General features: G+C 32.2%; 18 protein-coding genes and 1 pseudogene. 9 read left to right on the forward strand and 10 right to left on the reverse strand.

Features of this window, described 5'->3' with window-relative positions:
- The first annotated feature begins 97 nt into the window (after nt 1–97).
- Both AC0ONG_RS12055 and AC0ONG_RS12060 read left to right on the forward strand, forming a co-directional pair.
- Nucleotides 98–391: a glycosyltransferase gene (locus AC0ONG_RS12055; protein WP_014894748.1), complete on the forward strand. Its 294-nt coding sequence runs from the start codon at nt 98–100 to the stop codon at nt 389–391.
- A 10-nt stretch (nt 392–401) separates the two neighbouring features.
- Nucleotides 402–605 carry a glycosyl transferase gene (locus AC0ONG_RS12060; protein ID WP_001089423.1) on the forward strand — a complete coding sequence of 68 codons (204 nt, stop codon included), beginning with the start codon at nt 402–404 and terminating at the stop codon, nt 603–605.
- A gap of 277 nt (nt 606–882) precedes the next feature.
- Here the strand turns inward: AC0ONG_RS12060 and AC0ONG_RS12065 are convergent, their stop codons facing one another.
- From AC0ONG_RS12065 to AC0ONG_RS12080, 4 genes are all read right to left on the reverse strand, one after another.
- The gene (locus AC0ONG_RS12065; RefSeq protein WP_000026523.1) at nt 883–1,542 is read right to left on the reverse strand and encodes a protein kinase family protein; all 660 of its coding nucleotides are present in this window, start codon (nt 1,540–1,542) and stop codon (nt 883–885) included.
- A gap of 378 nt (nt 1,543–1,920) precedes the next feature.
- Nucleotides 1,921–2,361 carry an NUDIX hydrolase gene (locus AC0ONG_RS12070; RefSeq protein WP_016077583.1) on the reverse strand — a complete coding sequence of 147 codons (441 nt, stop codon included), beginning with the start codon at nt 2,359–2,361 and terminating at the stop codon, nt 1,921–1,923.
- Nucleotides 2,362–2,577: 216 nt separating this feature from the next.
- Nucleotides 2,578–3,693, reverse strand: coding sequence for an NAD(P)/FAD-dependent oxidoreductase (locus AC0ONG_RS12075; RefSeq protein WP_000844384.1), 1,116 nt, complete (start codon nt 3,691–3,693; stop codon nt 2,578–2,580).
- A 127-nt stretch (nt 3,694–3,820) separates the two neighbouring features.
- Complete coding sequence (locus AC0ONG_RS12080; RefSeq protein WP_000110859.1) at nt 3,821–4,474, reverse strand: YdeI/OmpD-associated family protein; 654 nt, start codon at nt 4,472–4,474, stop codon at nt 3,821–3,823.
- A gap of 27 nt (nt 4,475–4,501) precedes the next feature.
- On the opposite strand from AC0ONG_RS12080, the pseudogene AC0ONG_RS12085 reads away from it, so the two are divergent.
- Nucleotides 4,502–4,706: pseudogene (locus AC0ONG_RS12085) on the forward strand (hypothetical protein).
- Between the two features lie 20 nt (nt 4,707–4,726).
- Here the strand turns inward: AC0ONG_RS12085 and AC0ONG_RS12090 are convergent.
- The 4 genes from AC0ONG_RS12090 to AC0ONG_RS12105 form a co-directional block, all read right to left on the reverse strand.
- On the reverse strand, nt 4,727–5,494 hold the full coding sequence (locus AC0ONG_RS12090; protein WP_000202740.1) for an arylamine N-acetyltransferase family protein: 768 nt from the start codon (nt 5,492–5,494) through the stop codon (nt 4,727–4,729).
- Nucleotides 5,495–5,633: 139 nt separating this feature from the next.
- Nucleotides 5,634–6,137, reverse strand: a complete 504-nt coding sequence (locus AC0ONG_RS12095) for a MepB family protein (protein ID WP_001058784.1) — start codon at nt 6,135–6,137, stop codon at nt 5,634–5,636.
- A 108-nt stretch (nt 6,138–6,245) separates the two neighbouring features.
- Nucleotides 6,246–6,614, reverse strand: a complete 369-nt coding sequence (locus AC0ONG_RS12100) for a DUF4180 domain-containing protein (RefSeq protein WP_000351863.1) — start codon at nt 6,612–6,614, stop codon at nt 6,246–6,248.
- 182 nt (nt 6,615–6,796) lie between these two features.
- Complete coding sequence (locus AC0ONG_RS12105; protein WP_000895699.1) at nt 6,797–7,474, reverse strand: HAD family hydrolase; 678 nt, start codon at nt 7,472–7,474, stop codon at nt 6,797–6,799.
- Between the two features lie 461 nt (nt 7,475–7,935).
- Between AC0ONG_RS12105 and AC0ONG_RS12110 the strand changes: the two genes are divergently transcribed.
- From AC0ONG_RS12110 to AC0ONG_RS12125, 4 genes are all read left to right on the forward strand, one after another.
- Nucleotides 7,936–8,601 (forward strand): response regulator transcription factor, encoded by a 666-nt coding sequence (locus tag AC0ONG_RS12110; protein WP_000800727.1) that lies wholly within the window; start codon nt 7,936–7,938, stop codon nt 8,599–8,601.
- Nucleotides 8,594–10,054, forward strand: a complete 1,461-nt coding sequence (locus AC0ONG_RS12115) for a sensor histidine kinase (protein ID WP_001084889.1) — start codon at nt 8,594–8,596, stop codon at nt 10,052–10,054. The genes AC0ONG_RS12110 and AC0ONG_RS12115 overlap by 8 nt, the downstream gene beginning before the upstream one ends.
- A gap of 327 nt (nt 10,055–10,381) precedes the next feature.
- On the forward strand, nt 10,382–10,918 hold the full coding sequence (locus AC0ONG_RS12120) for a DinB family protein (RefSeq protein ID WP_000405918.1): 537 nt from the start codon (nt 10,382–10,384) through the stop codon (nt 10,916–10,918).
- A 201-nt stretch (nt 10,919–11,119) separates the two neighbouring features.
- Complete coding sequence (locus AC0ONG_RS12125) at nt 11,120–11,302, forward strand: hypothetical protein (RefSeq protein WP_000273237.1); 183 nt, start codon at nt 11,120–11,122, stop codon at nt 11,300–11,302.
- A gap of 299 nt (nt 11,303–11,601) precedes the next feature.
- Here AC0ONG_RS12125 and AC0ONG_RS12130 read toward each other — a convergent pair whose 3' ends face one another.
- Nucleotides 11,602–12,279, reverse strand: a complete 678-nt coding sequence (locus AC0ONG_RS12130) for an ABC transporter ATP-binding protein (protein ID WP_000447865.1) — start codon at nt 12,277–12,279, stop codon at nt 11,602–11,604.
- A gap of 11 nt (nt 12,280–12,290) precedes the next feature.
- Nucleotides 12,291–13,715, reverse strand: a complete 1,425-nt coding sequence (locus AC0ONG_RS12135) for an ABC transporter permease (protein ID WP_001010216.1) — start codon at nt 13,713–13,715, stop codon at nt 12,291–12,293.
- Nucleotides 13,716–14,298: 583 nt separating this feature from the next.
- On the opposite strand from AC0ONG_RS12135, the gene AC0ONG_RS12140 reads away from it, so the two are divergent.
- Both AC0ONG_RS12140 and AC0ONG_RS12145 read left to right on the forward strand, forming a co-directional pair.
- On the forward strand, nt 14,299–15,300 hold the full coding sequence (locus AC0ONG_RS12140; protein ID WP_000577725.1) for an alpha/beta hydrolase: 1,002 nt from the start codon (nt 14,299–14,301) through the stop codon (nt 15,298–15,300).
- Between the two features lie 659 nt (nt 15,301–15,959).
- On the forward strand, nt 15,960–16,916 hold the full coding sequence (locus AC0ONG_RS12145) for an alpha/beta hydrolase (RefSeq protein ID WP_000857934.1): 957 nt from the start codon (nt 15,960–15,962) through the stop codon (nt 16,914–16,916).
- Nucleotides 16,917–16,985: the final 69 nt, after the last annotated feature.

Consider the following 16,985-nt stretch of genomic DNA (forward strand, 5'->3'; position numbering starts at 1 on the left):
ATGAAAATAGACATTTATTCACTTCGTTCGTTATAATTCAAACAAAATAAAAAATCGTTTACATTTTACGATATCAAATTTACTGGAGGGGATAAAGATGAAAAAAGCACTTTACATCAATATAGGTGGAGAAGGACACTTAAATCCAACATTAGGATTAGTACATGATTTAGTACAACGTGGAGACAACATTGTCTATTATTCATCAAATGATTTTGAAGAAAAAATCAAAAAAGCAGGTGCACAATTCCGTCCCATCAATCAAGAGGCACAAAGAGAGCTTTCGGAAACTATGAATCTTATGACTTCCCATCCTCAAGAGTACTTATTACACTTCCTTCATGCTATGGAAAGAATTACTGATTCCATTTTTGAAGAAACCTCCAAATAGTCATTGTGGAATGAATAGCACAAGTGAATCACTTTATGGCGCAGGATTTATGTTAAATATCCAGCAATTATTGGCTGAGGATTTAAAACATGCCGTTAATGAAGTGTTGCAGCATTCGATTTACAAAGAGAATGCCAAAAAAATTAGTCACTCATTCCGTGAGGCAGGTGGTTATATCAAAGCTGTTGATGAGATTATTACATTTACTCGTTAATTCTGCTATGTATGCCACTCAAGGCCTATTAACTTAAGAATTTTATAACACCCTACAACAAGAATATAGAAGATAGAAGAAATGCTGGCAGTATCCCATACTCATCAAGATAAGAAATTAAATACCCCATTACTATCAATTCTTAAGTTGATAGTAATGGGGTAGCACCATATACCCAGCAAGCTAAGGTCTTGAAGTAGCCCCTAAACAAAAATTTAAATTTTTCTACAGTAATTTATGTGAATTCAACTCGTTTTTGGGAACATATGTGGTCCTTTTATAATTTGAATTTCTTTTTAAGCTTCTTATATTTTCTGTACGAACGTCTAACAATGTTTAACATAAAATACGGTATTTTAACGGGGAAAGGCAATTTATAAATGAAAGGAAAATAAAAGGTGAAATATGCCTTTTCTAGGTCTCTCCACTTACTATCTTCTTTTGTTTTTAAGAAATCAGATACATCGACCACATATCCCCTTCCTTTTTCCATCATCACATTTTTCCCGTGAACATCACAAGGAGTTAACCCTTGTTCCCTCGCATACTCCAAAGCCTCATTGATATCAAGTATTACCTGCTTAGGAATTTTAATCCCCTTATGAATAGCATCATATAAAGTAATTTCTTTTAAACGTTTCAATACTATGAAATTTTCTCCTTTATATATAAGCTTTGAATAAGAAGGATGATTTCCAATTCTTCGGTATGCTTCTGACTCTTTTTCAATTCCTTCTCCTTCTCGCACGTAAACTTTCACTACCCAATCTTTGTATTCTCTGTGCATGAATACTGCGGCATAATTACCTGTCCCTAAACACTTCCAAAGTCTAGGAATATCTTTAACTACTACAGGCTCGAATTCATCCTCACTTCGTATGCTTACCTCTTTTAATAATTCGTCCTTTATTAATCCCACAAAACTATTTATACTCATCATTCCCACTCCGGTTTTGCTAAAAGGGGCCCACCCACATTTTAACGAAAATATACACTAAGCGAATTTTAGCATAAAACGAGTCATCTTTCTTCTTAAAATAAAAAGATGACTCGTTCTATTTGAACTGTTGAATACTTAATATTTATTCCGCTATTCATAGCCAAAAACTGTACAACATAAAAATATTTCTAACTATTTTCATTTTTTCACAGGCAACTGTATAGGGCTTTTCTTAGTGCAAGTTCTCTTAGTTCATTACCCATGCCAAATCTATATTACTCTATTTTATAATCTAAAACACTGTTTAGAAGTGTAGCAAGATTTTTTTAATTGTTCAAATTCTTGTTCCACTAATATCTTTGTTAGCTAAAACTTTTATTGTTTTAATAGTCTTTTGTTTAATTCCCACAATGCTGTTTTGTTGCTATCCCATTTCAAAAACGTTACTGCTTCCTCAAAGCATAACCATTTATAATTGAAGTGTTCTTTAGATAATGATATGTTTTTTGTAGGGACTTTAACTCCAAAAGAAAATTCTTTTATTACATAAACCTCTTCTCCCCAAAGGAATCCTCCAACTACATCTTCTACTGGTAGTGAAGACACAGAATCTAATTGTATATATGGACATTCTCTTGTAATACCAGCCTCTTCAAATGCTTCCCGTTTTGCTGATTCAATAGGAATCTCACCGTCTTCTCCGCCACCAGCTATTCCTTGCCAATAACCATAATCACTTCGGTTAAAAATGGCATATTGAATAGAATCGACAGTTTTTATATAAGGAAATATCAATACTTGATATGGCGCTCTCATTACTTAACCTCCTCTCGAAAATAAGTTTTAAAGCAATATGAATAAAGAGCCGACATCACAATTCTACATTATTAATGCAGGTTTATAATGTCGGCCCTCTATTTTTAAATAATTTTATTTTTCATAAACAGGCTTACTCTTAACAGAGGAAAAACTGTTTATTTCTTGTCGAATTTGTTTAGCATGGTTTTTCCTAAATGTTAGCAGTACCCTATATTATTCAATTGCGCCAGCAACATCATAATCATTTAAATCTAATTCAATCGTTTGTCCGAGCGCTAGTTTAGCAAGTTCCGCTCCTAGATATGGACCAGCTGTTAAACCCGAAGCTCCTAATCCATTCGCAACGAGAATTCCTTCAAAGTTAGGTAGCGGTCCGATAACAGGTAAGAATCCTGGTGTAAATGGTCTGAATCCAACTCTCGTTTCAAGCATTGTAGCATTTTCTAAGCCAGGCGCAACTGTTAATGCCTTATGGAATACTTCATGTAAACCACCTGCTGTTACACGATGATCGAAACCAGTATCATTCTCATGTGTTGCACCAATTACGACATGCCCATTGTCAAACGTTAAAATATATTGATCGTTCGGTGGCATAACAACTGGCATATTTTCTGTTGCTGTATTTTCAATTTGCAGATGAACAATTTGTCCTTTTTGGAATGTAACTAAGAAATTAATTCCTAATGGGTTCAAGATTTCATTCGCCCATGCGCCTGCAGTTACAATAACCTTTTCTGCTAAAATTGTTTCATCGTTTACTGTAACTCCAGTAATATGATTTCCTTCACGGACTAATATGGCATCGCCTTTTATAAAAGTTGCACCATGTTTTTTCGCAGCACTTATTAACGCATTGCGTAATAATCTTCCATTTACTCGTGCAGCACCACTAATATGAACAGAACTATATTCGTCTGATAATGCTGGGAATAATTTTTTTGTTTCTTCAGCTGATAAGCGAGTTATTTCACCAATCTCTGGGGCATCTTCACGTCGTTTATAAGCTCGCTCTTCCATTTGATCTAACTTTTTCTCGTCAGTATGTAAACTAATTGCACCTACACGATTATATCCTGTGTCAGTTTCACCGTCTTCTTCTAATTGCTGAATTAACGAAGAATAGTAACGTGCACCGCCTTTAACGATTTTATACCATGCTTTATTACGACGCTGTGATAGCCATGGACATACAATACCTGCTCCTGCATCAGTTGCTTGCCCTAATTGTTGGCGATCCACGATAGTAACATTCGCACCTGCTTTAGCAAGATGATAAGCAGTAGACGCTCCTAAAATTCCAGATCCAACTACAATATACGATTTCATTTCAAACACCTTTTCTCTTTTTGCTAATTATATAAATATAAGAACATTCCTTAGTATAATGGAAGGAATACTTTTTTCAATGTACTCATCACAATTAATTGTTGCAGCATTGTGACTTTCTTAGTCATTATTTTTTCTTCTTACGGAATAATTCAATTGTTTTATAGCCTTGTGAAAGGATTTCTATCATTTTCTCTAGACGTTTTTCACGTGTTTTTTCTTGTTTCACAGAAAAAAGATTACGTGCCCAATCTTTTTGGTATCCAGGCGTTAAACTTTGATAAAACTTAAGTTCATTCGGATGATTAGCTAATAATGCTTCAACATCTTTAATTCGATCTGCATAATCGGCAACACATTGACTCATAGCAGATGTTTTCATTGTTTTTTTCTTTTCACGTTTTAAACCTACAACAGTAAAGACTTCATCCATACTTACCATTCGTGCAAATTTAATATTGCTTTCTCCCACATAACCATCTTCTCCAACGTTTAATGCCGGAAACATCTCATCACGGTGAATAAACGTACTATAACGAGCATTACCTTTTTTCGGATATGCGAAGAACACGTAACCTTTTTCAATTAGTAATTCTTCATTACTAATAATAAAATTCGTTTGTTTCACCATTTCATCAAGCGTTTCTACAAATATAAAGATAGCATCGTGTTCTTTTGAGAATACAGTTTCTTTACCTGTAAAAATGTCATAATTACTTGGTTCGTTAATTACGACCATATTTGTATACTTATTAAGTTTCAATTTATCAATAACTGACATAATAATCTTCCTTTACATTCAAAATTCATTGTACATACTTTTTCGTACTGTTCTAGTGTATTATATGTATTAAGAAAATCAAACTTTAAATCATATTATTCTGCTGCAAAAGAACCAGTTTTTCATACATATGAAGAAACTGAGGAAACATTAACTATACCGCAGTTTCCGAAACATATTAGACGAAAACCATTTACACCAAAAAATAATAAAGATAGCCGCCTCTGATTAAGTACCGGCTATCTTTATTATTCATAACTTAATAGCAAATAAAGTATATAAAAGCTCTCTATATTGCTCTTCTGTAACCTCACGCTTAGTTTTTGCTCCATAAATAATTTCAGTTACACTATTATTCGTTAAAGAGACATGCCCAGAGTCCGTCAATTTCACTGCAATTGGTCCCTTATTAAAAATAGATTTCTCATCTTCTATTACTCTTCTTTGAACATCGTTTACTACTATCTCATCAATAATATGTTTATAAAAGGCATGACAAACTTTCCATTCTCCTTCAGCATCTATTCTTTCTAAAACATAATTTCCTTTACTCGTATCTTTTCGTCTCACCCGGTACGACCCATTCTTTGAAGAAACAGACTCATCAGTAAAAGGTACAGGAACAAGAGGTACTAATGAAGCTATACCTACATCAATTAAATACTGTACATTAGCATAAGTTAAAATAATTGTTATATGGCCATCCTCAAGTGCCCATGCATTTATATCATTTTTATAAACCGTACCTAATGCCAGTTGTACATCATAGCCACAGTCTTTTAAGAAATAGTAAAAAAGGGTGTTTAATTCGTAGCAAAGTCCACCACGGGAACTAGTTAAAATTTTCTCTCGTAAGTTTTCCAGAGAGATTTGATTCGTATTTCGTGCTATAACGTCTAAATTCTCAAATGGTATAGTATGTGCAAATGAAAAGAGTATAGTAGGTAATTCTTCAAACGTTACTTCATTACGTTTTTTAAGATTTAATCTTGCGAAAAGCTGATCTTGTAAACTTGTCATATTTAGCACCCCTTAAAATTTTATAAGTTTAAATAATATATGCTGATTGTAAGTTTTAAGGGGTACTGTAACAACGTACATTTTATGTAACTGTACCGGTACAAAAAGTCTAACCGACAAGATCACTAAAGATAAGAAGCTACAAATACAAATTTAATAGCTTGTCTATAGGTAAATTATTACAATCGCTTAAATCAACAAAATACTGAAGTTGCCACATTTGGCTCTTTTTAGCTTGATTGCTGACAGGCTTATCCCATATAGGATAAATCCTCATAGCCATCTTGCCTTTTTGATTTTGTGTTCTCAAGATTTTTTCCTTAAGAAGAATCTCTTTAGGCAAAATGAATTGTCCTAGTTTATGATCATCTATACAAGTAATAACTAATAAGTCAGGAGCAGCGTCATAAGAAAATGCTTGATTTTGCATATTGTCATCTTTCTCCCAAAAAGAAACAAATTGCCCAATTTTATTAGGAGTAACTTTTGATTTTCTAAAACGAATGGTTTTGTTATTTAAGTGGAATAAACATCCTGCATATTCTGCGTTTTGCTTTTCTTCTTTTAGATTCGTAATCATTAAATTGTTAGGTTGGTAAACTATATTATTTAAATTTCGGATCGTATCATTAAAATTGTTCAAAAAAACTCCCCCTTTATTCATCTCTTAGTTTACCACAAACATCAGTTCTTCTATATCGTATATAATCATGAACTAAGTGAAATGGGGGAATTTAGCAGGATATAATTTTTACTTTAATGTACTTAGTTTTTCAATTGCTTGTTGCTCAGTTGCTAAGTAAAAAATGTCATTCCCTTTATTACATTCATAAATAAAGTCTTTTAAGCTTTTACTAGTGTAAATAGAGAACTCCCCAATGATAGCAATCTTTACCTTGTAGTTTATAAACTTTTGAAGGATATCACCCGCAAGACGTGTTTTTAAATCAAAGAAGCTTTCACTTATTAATGACTTGTGGATAATAATATGCTTCGCATCTACCTCGTATTGAACTGTTGCCATAGTATCTAATGCAGACTGAACATCCGATATTAATACCTTATCGTTTCTAATGACCGCAATATTGATTCCATCGATTACTACTTTCTTTATGTCCATAGTCCCACCCCTTTATAATGTGCACCGTATGAGTAAAATTGTTTTACAAAACTTCGTATTAATCATAGATTAAATTAGCCGCAGCTATTAAAATCGCCTCTATTCTTTATTACTAATACGGTCAATGAAATTAATGATAGTTTCTCTTTTTTATATTTTTGAATATATATATGAAATTGCTTTTACTTGTTATAAAAATATTGTGGAGTAACATAACTTAACAAACTATCCAAAGTGTTAATCTCGGCATATGGTTGTATTTTGGTAGTATTCTTGATTTTTTGAGGGTTAAACCACACACCTTTTATATTTACATTTTGAGGACCAGCAATATCCTTTTCTAAGTCATCCCCAACAAATAAAGTATTTTCCGGCTGTAAATTTAGCTTATTTAATGCTAGTTCGAATATACGTTTATCAGGTTTACTAAATCCCACTTCTTCAGAAATAATGATTGTTTCAAAATACCTATTTAAATTCGTGTTAAATATTTTAGCTTTTTGCCTCTGAGTTGAGCCATTTGTTATAATTCCAACTTTAAAGTGCTTCTTTATTTGATTTAAGAAATGAATAGTATTTTGGTCTATTGAAAAACATCTAGGGAAATTATTATTCCAAAAATCTTGGATATAATTGCGTGGCAATCTATACTTCGGCGTGAATTCATCAAACAATGATTCTAAAACTGTCGTTTTATTACTTATGCCATATTCTCTTTTATCGTATTCTTTGAATTTCTGTAACATGTTGCTTTTAGCCGCACCATCTACATTTTCATAACACTTTTCTAAAACAATTAAAAATAATGCCGCTACTGCCTTATCCCTATCAAGTAACGTATCATCTAAATCAAACAGCATACCTTTATAACACTTCAAATCATTTCACAACCTTTCTAGTATTATCTAAACCTCTTCAAGTTCGTACTCTTAAACTTTTGGTTTAGCAAGAGCATTGTTATGTAGTGATTAACGACTAAACAGAAACTAGATGAAAGAAATCCAAAGTTCTTGGCACACACTCTAGTATTATTGTAGCTTCTTCTATATTAAAATTCCTTTCCCTCTTTTGGTAAAGAAGCACAAGTGTATTTTCACAAACTTTAAGAAATTACATAGAATTCACATTATTATACATTAGTTTTTCGTAAATATTATTCATACATCAATTCATACGATAAGTTTTTTAATCAATTATTTCTCCATAAAAAAGTAATATAGCTAATAATACTTTTTGGTAGTAAACGTCCTATGAAGTTTACTACTGTATCTCCACATAAACTCCAGATAGTACGGCTATAATGACTACCAGAGGTGATATTATGAAAAACTATCATATTCTCGTGGTAGAGGACGATCAAGAAATTCAGGAATTAATTAAACAATTTTTAATGACACAGCATTATACAGTGGTAGTCGCTTCAGATGGACTAGAGGGTATGACACAATTTAATAAGCAATCCTTTGATTTAATTCTCCTAGATGTCATGATGCCCAATCTTAATGGGTTTGAAGTTTCTAAAATGATTCGAAGTCAGTCAAACGTACCAATTATTATGCTAACTGCGTTGGAAGAAGAGGAAGATCAAATGAAAGGATTCGATCTTGGGATCGATGATTATATAACAAAACCCTTTTCATTTCATGTTTTGATTAGACGAGTCGAAGCTGTACTTAGAAGAAGTTATGATAAAAATGTAAATAATCATTTGATATTTAAAGAAGTTCGTATCGATGTGGATGCATATAGAGTCTATGTAAATGATGTTGAAATTATATTAACGACAAAAGAGTTTGAAATTCTACAACTACTATTTCAAAATGAGAGAAAAGTACTTACAAGAGAAAATATCGTAGAGAAGGTTTGGGGGTACGATTATTTTGGAGAAACACGAATAATTGATACACATATTAAAAACCTACGCAAAAAATTAGCTATCCCTTATATTAAAACAATAAAGGGTATTGGTTATAAAATTGATGAATAGTATTGTGAAACTCATGAAGATGAAGCAAATTACTTATAAACTCTTTATGACTACATCTCTCATTTTGTTATCCTTTGCAGTATTGATTTATTTAACTTTATACTTCTTTCTCCCTACGTTTTATGAGCAATATAAAACAGATCAACTTCAAACAGGGATAAACGAAATCATTGATAAGTCTAAAAATCTTACGTTTCAAGATGCGATACCACTTTTTGATGAATACGCAAAAAAAAATAATGCGATGCTTTACCTTCAAAATAAAGAAGGAGTAATTATTTACTCTCCTTCATTTTCTTTTATTCAAAGTGGTACGCAAAAAACAGTAGTTACTAAAGCAACACGATTCGAGAATGCAAGTACCCTTAGAAATTCATATAACGTTACGAAACCAATTCAATTCCAAGATGGTGGTTTAACGCTTATAGTCTTTGCTACATTTCAACCGATTGATGAAGCTTCACAGGTTTTAGTACGATTTCTCCCCTATATTAGTATCATTGTACTCATTATTGGTATAGGAAGTGCTTATTTTTATTCCAGGTTTATTACAAAGCCACTTATTTATATTAATGAAGGTGCACAAAAGATGGCAAATTTAGATTTCTCCGAAAAAATTGAGGTTCGCTCTACAGATGAGTTAGGAGAATTGTCTAATAGTTTGAATGACATGTCTATTAACTTACAACAAGCTATGTTTGATTTAAAAAAAGCAAATGAACAATTAAAAAATGATATTGAAAAAGAAAGAGAAATAGAAACAAAACGCAGAGAGTTTTTTGCGATTGTAGCACATGAATTAAAGTCCCCTCTTACTGTAATGAAAGGATACTTAGAAGGGATGATATACAATATTGGCCCTTATCAAAATCGCGATCAATATTTAAAGAAAAATCATCAAATTATTGAAAGTATGGAACAATTAGTTCGTGAAATTTTAAGCGTATCGAAATTAGAACAACACACCTTCAAACTAAAAGTAGAGGAAGTTAATCCTTCAAAGTTAATAGGTACAATCACAAAAGATCTCGAATTTTTTGCTTCTCAAAAAAGTATCGAAATAATAAAAGAATTTGATTCTGACCTTTCTATTTATACAGATTGTGCTCTTTTAGAAAAAGCATGCAAAAATATTATCCACAATGCGGTTATGTATTCACCACATAATGAAAAAGTCTATATAAAGTTAAGAGAGAATTCTAAACAAGATCAAATCGAAATGAAAATTATAAATACAGGTATCAATATTAAAGATGAAGATATTCAACAAATTTTCAAACCATTTTATCGAATTGAAAAATCAAGGAATCGAAATACTGGAGGAAGTGGTTTGGGGCTATATATTGTTAAACAAATTCTTGAAACGTTAGATATAAAGTATTCAATAAAAAATATGGAACATAGTGTGCAATTTTGCATGAGTATTCCGCTATCTAAACATAAAAACAAATAAACTCTCCTTTAAATAGGACGAGTTTATTTGTTTTTGTAGTAAGTATAAACTTATTAACAGGCTTTTCGTTTAATGACGTATGCTACTTTTTAAATGGCGATTGTCATAAGTAGTGACAAACTGTATTCAACTTAAATGTTTACCTATAACAGCAAAAAAAGCGAAATTACGCTTAGCAGCAAATTAGATTCTCTTATTTGAGATACATTTCATCTATGAAACTGAAAAGGAGGATGAAAAATGTTTATTCACCTCCATTTTTCAGATTAATTTGGAATTCTTTTATGATAAGCTATATGTAAAGATTAAACATAAAGGATGATTCGTATGGAAATAAGACCAAAGGTAAGTGAATATAACTCCTATTATGCAACGTATACCAACTTGGTATCAGACGGAAATATCATACATATTCTAGAACAACAAATGAAGGAAACGAATCTTTTATTAAAGGGAATTTCTAATAGTAAGGGACTTTTCCGGTATGCTCCTACTAAATGGAGTATAAAAGAAGTAATCGGTCATATAGCAGATACAGAACGTATTATGGCGTATCGATTGCTATCTATCGCTCGAGGCGAGACAGCAGAACTTCCAGGCTATAATGATGATATGTATGTTCTTAGAGCTGCTTTTGATAAGCAATCTATGCAAGATCTTCTTGAGAATTTAATAGTTGTTCGCCAATCTACCCTGTATTTACTTAGAAGCTTAGATAAAGAAGCCTGGTCACAAAGAGGAAATGCGAATAATTCTGAAGTTACAGTTCGTGCATTAGCATACATCATTGCCGGTCATGAGCTTCATCATCTTCAAATTATAAAAGAACGTTATCTTGGTTCTGATGCATATCCAGCAAGTTAATATTTGAAGAACAAGAGTCCTATTTATGTAGGGCTCTTGTTCAGTATTTATAACGTATTAGCACTTAGAATCATGGCAATTAAATGCATTTATTTATAAAATTCACCACATAATATATATGCTATCCTCTTTTATTCTGTACATAATTTTCTTTAGGTTGATATACTATAAACACAATAGTTCTGGAAAGGTGATGATATTATGTATGAACAACAAAATAATAGAGATAGAGATCAAAAAATGATGTTTTCGATGCAAGGAGTTCCCACAAATAAAATTAACATGAATCAATTACCTAAATGGATTAAAATTTTTGGATATTGCGCGTTTGGTTGGATGATAGTATTTAGTTTAATTATGATTGTAGGTTTAATTCTGCAATAACTATACAGATACATAGATAGGTAAACGGGACGATATTTAGATTATACATCTAGGTAATGTTCCGTTTTTTATGTATGATTATCCCATGATATAGGTAACCAATTATACTAAAAAGAACTTGTAGAATATCCTACAAGTTCTTTTTCAAATATTATTAAAACGGGAACAACAAACTATTTTAACATTCAGTACAGGGAGACCATTTTGATTATGGCTTGATTTTATTATAAAACAAATATAAGCTTTTGAAAGGTCTAGATTTTGAAAATTATGTGAATTGAACAGCTACGATGTTTATATTAGATTTCATTTACAACCAACTTCTTCTTACTTAAATACACTGCACGATCTGATTTTTTAGCAACCTCCTGTGAGTGCGTCACAACAATAATACATTTATTCTCTTTATGTGCAAGTTCTTGAAACAGTTCTATAATATCCATTGCGGTTTGCTCATCAAGGTTTCCTGTTGGCTCATCCGCAATCAATAAATCAACATTACAAGATAGTGCTCGAGCAATTGCTACACGCTGTTGTTGCCCACCGCTTAGTTGCAGGACGTTTCGTTTCGCTTCAGCTTCTGAGAGTCCTACCCTCTCTAATAACTGTAATGCTCTTGCTGTTTTATTTTGCACTTTAACACCTGTAATTTCCATTGCTGTTAAGACATTTTGAAGAGCTGTCATATAGGTTATTAAGTTATAAGATTGGAAAATTACAGATACATTTTGATTACGGTATCGATCCAAACCAATTTTTCTAATATCTTTGCCATTATACAGTACATAACCATTTTTAGGGACATCTAGTCCACAACCTAAGCTTAGAGTTGTGGTTTTACCAGATCCAGATGGTCCTAAAATCGTGTAGAAATGTCCTTTTTGAAAAGAAAAGTTAACATTTTCTAGTATCGCTACATTTTTTCCATTACTTTCATAATAATAATCTAAATTTTTAAACTGTAAAATTGTCTCCATATCGAGCCTCCTCATTCATCTTTTAAAAGAATTTGTTTTGGGTTTAAACGTAGAATAGATAATGCCGGAAGAAGCGTTGCTATTATAGCAATAGCTAGTCCAATTCCACCCATTTTTCCTACATCTTCTCCTGTTACACTTACATCAATTTTATTAATCGGATCTTCTTTTTGATTTTGTAGAGTACCACCAGGTCCAGCCATCATTACAGTACCATGTTGCGAGGTATCTGTTTCTTCGCTTGAAGTAGCAATTTCATTCGAAAGTAAATTATCCCCGATATATTGAGAAACTTTAGCTCCTGTTGTTATGGATAATCCAAATGCTAAAATAGCGACACACACTACTTCTACTACGAATTGCGCCATCAGCTTCCACTTTTTCTCTCCAATGGACAATAGAATTCCCATTTCTTTACGACGCCCTTTAATTGATAGCATTATGATTAATCCTAAAATGATCGCACCTGCAATCGATACAATATAAATAATCATTTGAGAAGTCGAAGAGATATTTTCGATAGGACCAATCATTTGCTTGTACAATGAATCATGCGCATCTAATTTATAATAATTAAAATCAATATTAAATTTTCTTGCTTCTTTTTTAAATGCATCAATATATTGTGGATCATTCAAGAAATACACGACTTGAACACTACTTATACCTTGGTCTACTTCTAATTTTTTCATAGTTGAATGCGGCATATATAGTTTATTAGCTGGATCCATAATAGGAGGAGCCTGTTGACCCATTGCTTGCTCATTTGTTTCGTAAATACCGATAATTTCAACCTCAAGGGTTTCCTTCTTATCCCCTGATTGCACTTTAACTTTGTCTCCTACTTTCAAATTGTTTAATTCCGCTAATCGTTTTTCCATTAAAGCTACATTCTGATCCTTCATTTGCTCTGTTATTGGTTTTCCATCAATGATTTTACTTTTTCCGTTTTTAAAGCTTTCTTGTAATGCAGTCTTGCGAACTCCCTCAATCATAAAAGAAGCGTTCATATCGATTTCTGTACCAGAGCTTGAACCGCCTCGCGCAGCCGCCATTCCCACTTTACCTTTTCCTTCTCCTTCTGAAGCTCCTACTAGTTTAAGCCCATCAGAAATACCGAAAGTGTTAGCTATGTAATTATAATCTTTTACATACTTGGACTTCGCTAATTGATCTGTTTCTTTTGCATCGAGCTGCGGCGGATTTGGCATTTCTCCAGTTTCCTTAGCTTTTTGACCTAATTTGTCGAAATCAAGACCTAAAGTAACATCTGCACCAAGTTTTTTTCTTGCAGCATCCGCTGCTTTTTTTGATGCATTTTGGATTGTGAAACCTGAAAGAACCAAATTTGTAACAATCAGAAAAACTGCCATCAAAATTAATGATGTTCCTATCCTTTTTTTCATACTAAGAATTGCTCGTTTCATAAAATTCATTTTTTCTTACCTCCTTGATAACTTGTATTCTATATAGGTTATCTAGAGTTTATATGGAGCTAATCGGTAGTTTAACTAGAGATATAAGGAGTTTATGTGTAGTTATTCATTTACCTGTTCAAGAAAAGCTAGAACACAAATTCAAAAATACAGTCGTTTTTGAATATTGGTAAGGAGTTATTCCGTTTAATAAATTTATATAAAGGTTAAGATTAATTTAATGTATGTAGCACAAAAAATATTTACTGTGTAATTTCTATACAATAAATATAGAGAAACCTATTTGGATATCTATAATAGGGATTTTAATATAGTTACTGTATCTCATACAAATCACGTCGCTTTAAAAGGTGCATCTTTTAATACGAAAATAAGCAAGTTAATATTCTCTTATATGAATAAGAATATTAACTTGCTTTTTAGATTTTAGTATAATTTATTTATAGTTTTATTTTATTGCAAGCTTTATAATATGATATACAAATTTATCACCTACTATTAGGAAAAGAGAATATTTTATAATTAATTTACAACATAAATTTTGTCCATGTTTTAAACAATATGTATCTTGGAGGAGGTTAATTTGATTTTTTCAAAACTCATTGATCGGTACGCCTTGTATGATTTACATAAAAAAAGAAGTGTAGAGTTTCAGTATACTTCCCTTTCTAACACTTCATTAAATATAAAGGACATAGAATCTTTTTATAAAGTAAAACCATCACATATTCATTTTGACATTAAGCATTCAAAGCAGGAAAATGAATACATGGTTGGGCAATTCAACTATAAAAGCTCGGTTCAATCCGGTGATTCACGCAACGATTCTGTAACTGGGGAATTATTCTTACATAAAACTGAAGATGCACCTCATGTTATCTTTGTTCACGGTTGGAGAATGGATTCTAACGAACGTGTAAAAAAAATATTCCATGACCATATGACCAGCCTGAAGTGGAATATGTATTATTTCACTCTACCCTATCATTTTGAAAGAAAACCCGATCAATCCTTATTCAGTGGAGAGTACATGGTAAGTGCAAATATTGAACGAACAGTACAAGCAACTAGACAAGCGGTAGCTGATTTACGGGCTTTGATTAAATGGATTAAAGCAAATAAAAATGGGCCCCTCATTCTAATAGGAATTAGTTTAGGCGGATTTATTACTAACTTAACCTCTCTTGTTGAAGAAGAAATTGATGTGTTAGCATCCATTTTCTATGCAAATCGACTTTCTTATTCTATTTGGAATACAACTCCAGGTAAATTTATTAGAGAAGACTTGGAACATCATGGTGTTACGTATGATGATTTAATAGATTATTGGAAAATCACTGAACCGAGTCAAGCATTGCCAAAAGTAAAAAAAGAAAATATTTTATTAATTTCAGGTAAGCATGATCTATATGTGCATTCTGAGGATACAGACTACTTGTGGGAATCTTGGGAAAGACCTCCACGATATATTTATAAATGTGGGCATGCCGGGATCGTTCTTAAACGTAAAAAAATTGCAACTGATACTATTGATTTTATTCAAAATCGATTGAACTCCCCGCACTTATCCAATGTCATGCCTTAAATCGCGAGATTACTAAGTACAAAATCTTATACTTATATTGTTATATTTTTTACTAGTCACCTTTGTAAATCTTCGCCCCTAGCCTTACACGATTGAAAATGAAATAAAATAAATAACTAAGGAACTAATTTACCATATGGAAAAACATTGCTCAACATTTTCACTAGTAGTCCCTGTATATGCAATATTACATATAAAAATCTTTATGTATTCCGTTATTAATTTAAAAGGAAATTATTCATCCATTAATCTATACCATCCGTATTTGCAGTTAAGGATACCCTAATTACATATGAAAAAGAGAGAAGAACATTGGTTAGTTCTTCTCTCTTTGTTTATTTTTAAGATAACTATCTATAAAATTTTGCTTTTCATAATTCTTCATGAGTCTAGAAAAGAATCTAATCCTTTTCTAGACTCAAAAAGAAATTTTTCTAATGTACATAATTACAACGACATTAAACCACTTTGCTCTTAAATCCAATACTTGTATTATTAATTGCATGAAAGTCCTTCTTGAGAAAGGTTTTAATTCCTGAATATTCTGTTGACCGTTATAACATATCCAATTTACAATTTAATTGTGGTGTTCTTTCACAATTAAACTACTTAGAATACACTTCATTTATTTGAAAACAATTACAAATAGAGGTGCTAAAATGAAAACTAGAGTAAATCCAGAATTATTACAAGGGTTAGAGATGTTTCCGGATCTCGATTTACGCCCGGAAAACTTGCAATCAATCAGAGAAGGGATAGCTCAAATGAGACCACCTACCGTTGTTGATGACTCCCTTTCGTTAAAAGATAAAGTCATTGTTGGACCTGATGATAATCCGTTACCATTAAGAATTTATCGTCCAAAATCAAATCATGAATCTTTACCTGTCTTATTATGGATACATGGTGGTGGTTATATCTTAGGTTCTATAGATGATAACGATGATACTTGTATGAGGTTTGCAAAAGAAGCTGGCTGTGTGGTTGTATCTGTAGACTACCGCTTAGCACCTGAACACCCTTACCCAGCACCAATTGAGGATTGTTATTCAGCTTTAAAATGGATTGCTGATAATGCAAAGTCATTAAACATTGATTCAAATCGTATTGGGGTTGCAGGAGTAAGTGCCGGCGGTGGACTAACAGCAGCATTATCATTATTAGCCCGAGATCGAAAATATCCTTCAATTTGTTTACAAATGCCACTATATCCAATGATTGATGACAGAAATGATACACCTTCAGCGAATGAAATTAAAGAGGGATTTGTTTGGAATCAAAAGGCAAATGAAGCTGGCTGGAAAATGTATTTAGGAGAAATGTATGGAACGGATCAAATCCCTGCCTATGCAGCACCTTCTCGAGCTGAGGATTATAGTGACTTACCGTATACTTACACATTTGTTGGTCAATTAGATCCATTCCGCAGCGAAACATTAACCTATGTAAGCAAACTAGCGCAAGCTGGTGTTGATGTGGAGTTTCATTTATATCCAAATGCCTATCACTGGTTTGAAGGGTTAAATCCAAATGCCGATGTATCTATTTATGCTGTGAACGAAATAGTACAAGCAATAAAGACTGGTTTCAAACGAGTATCCAAGGTTGAGGCTTAATCCCATTACAAGATAAATACTTATAAATAGTATATATGTTATCATTTAAACATAATAGCCGATTCTAAA

Source organism: Bacillus sp. TCT6, assembly GCF_056033845.1.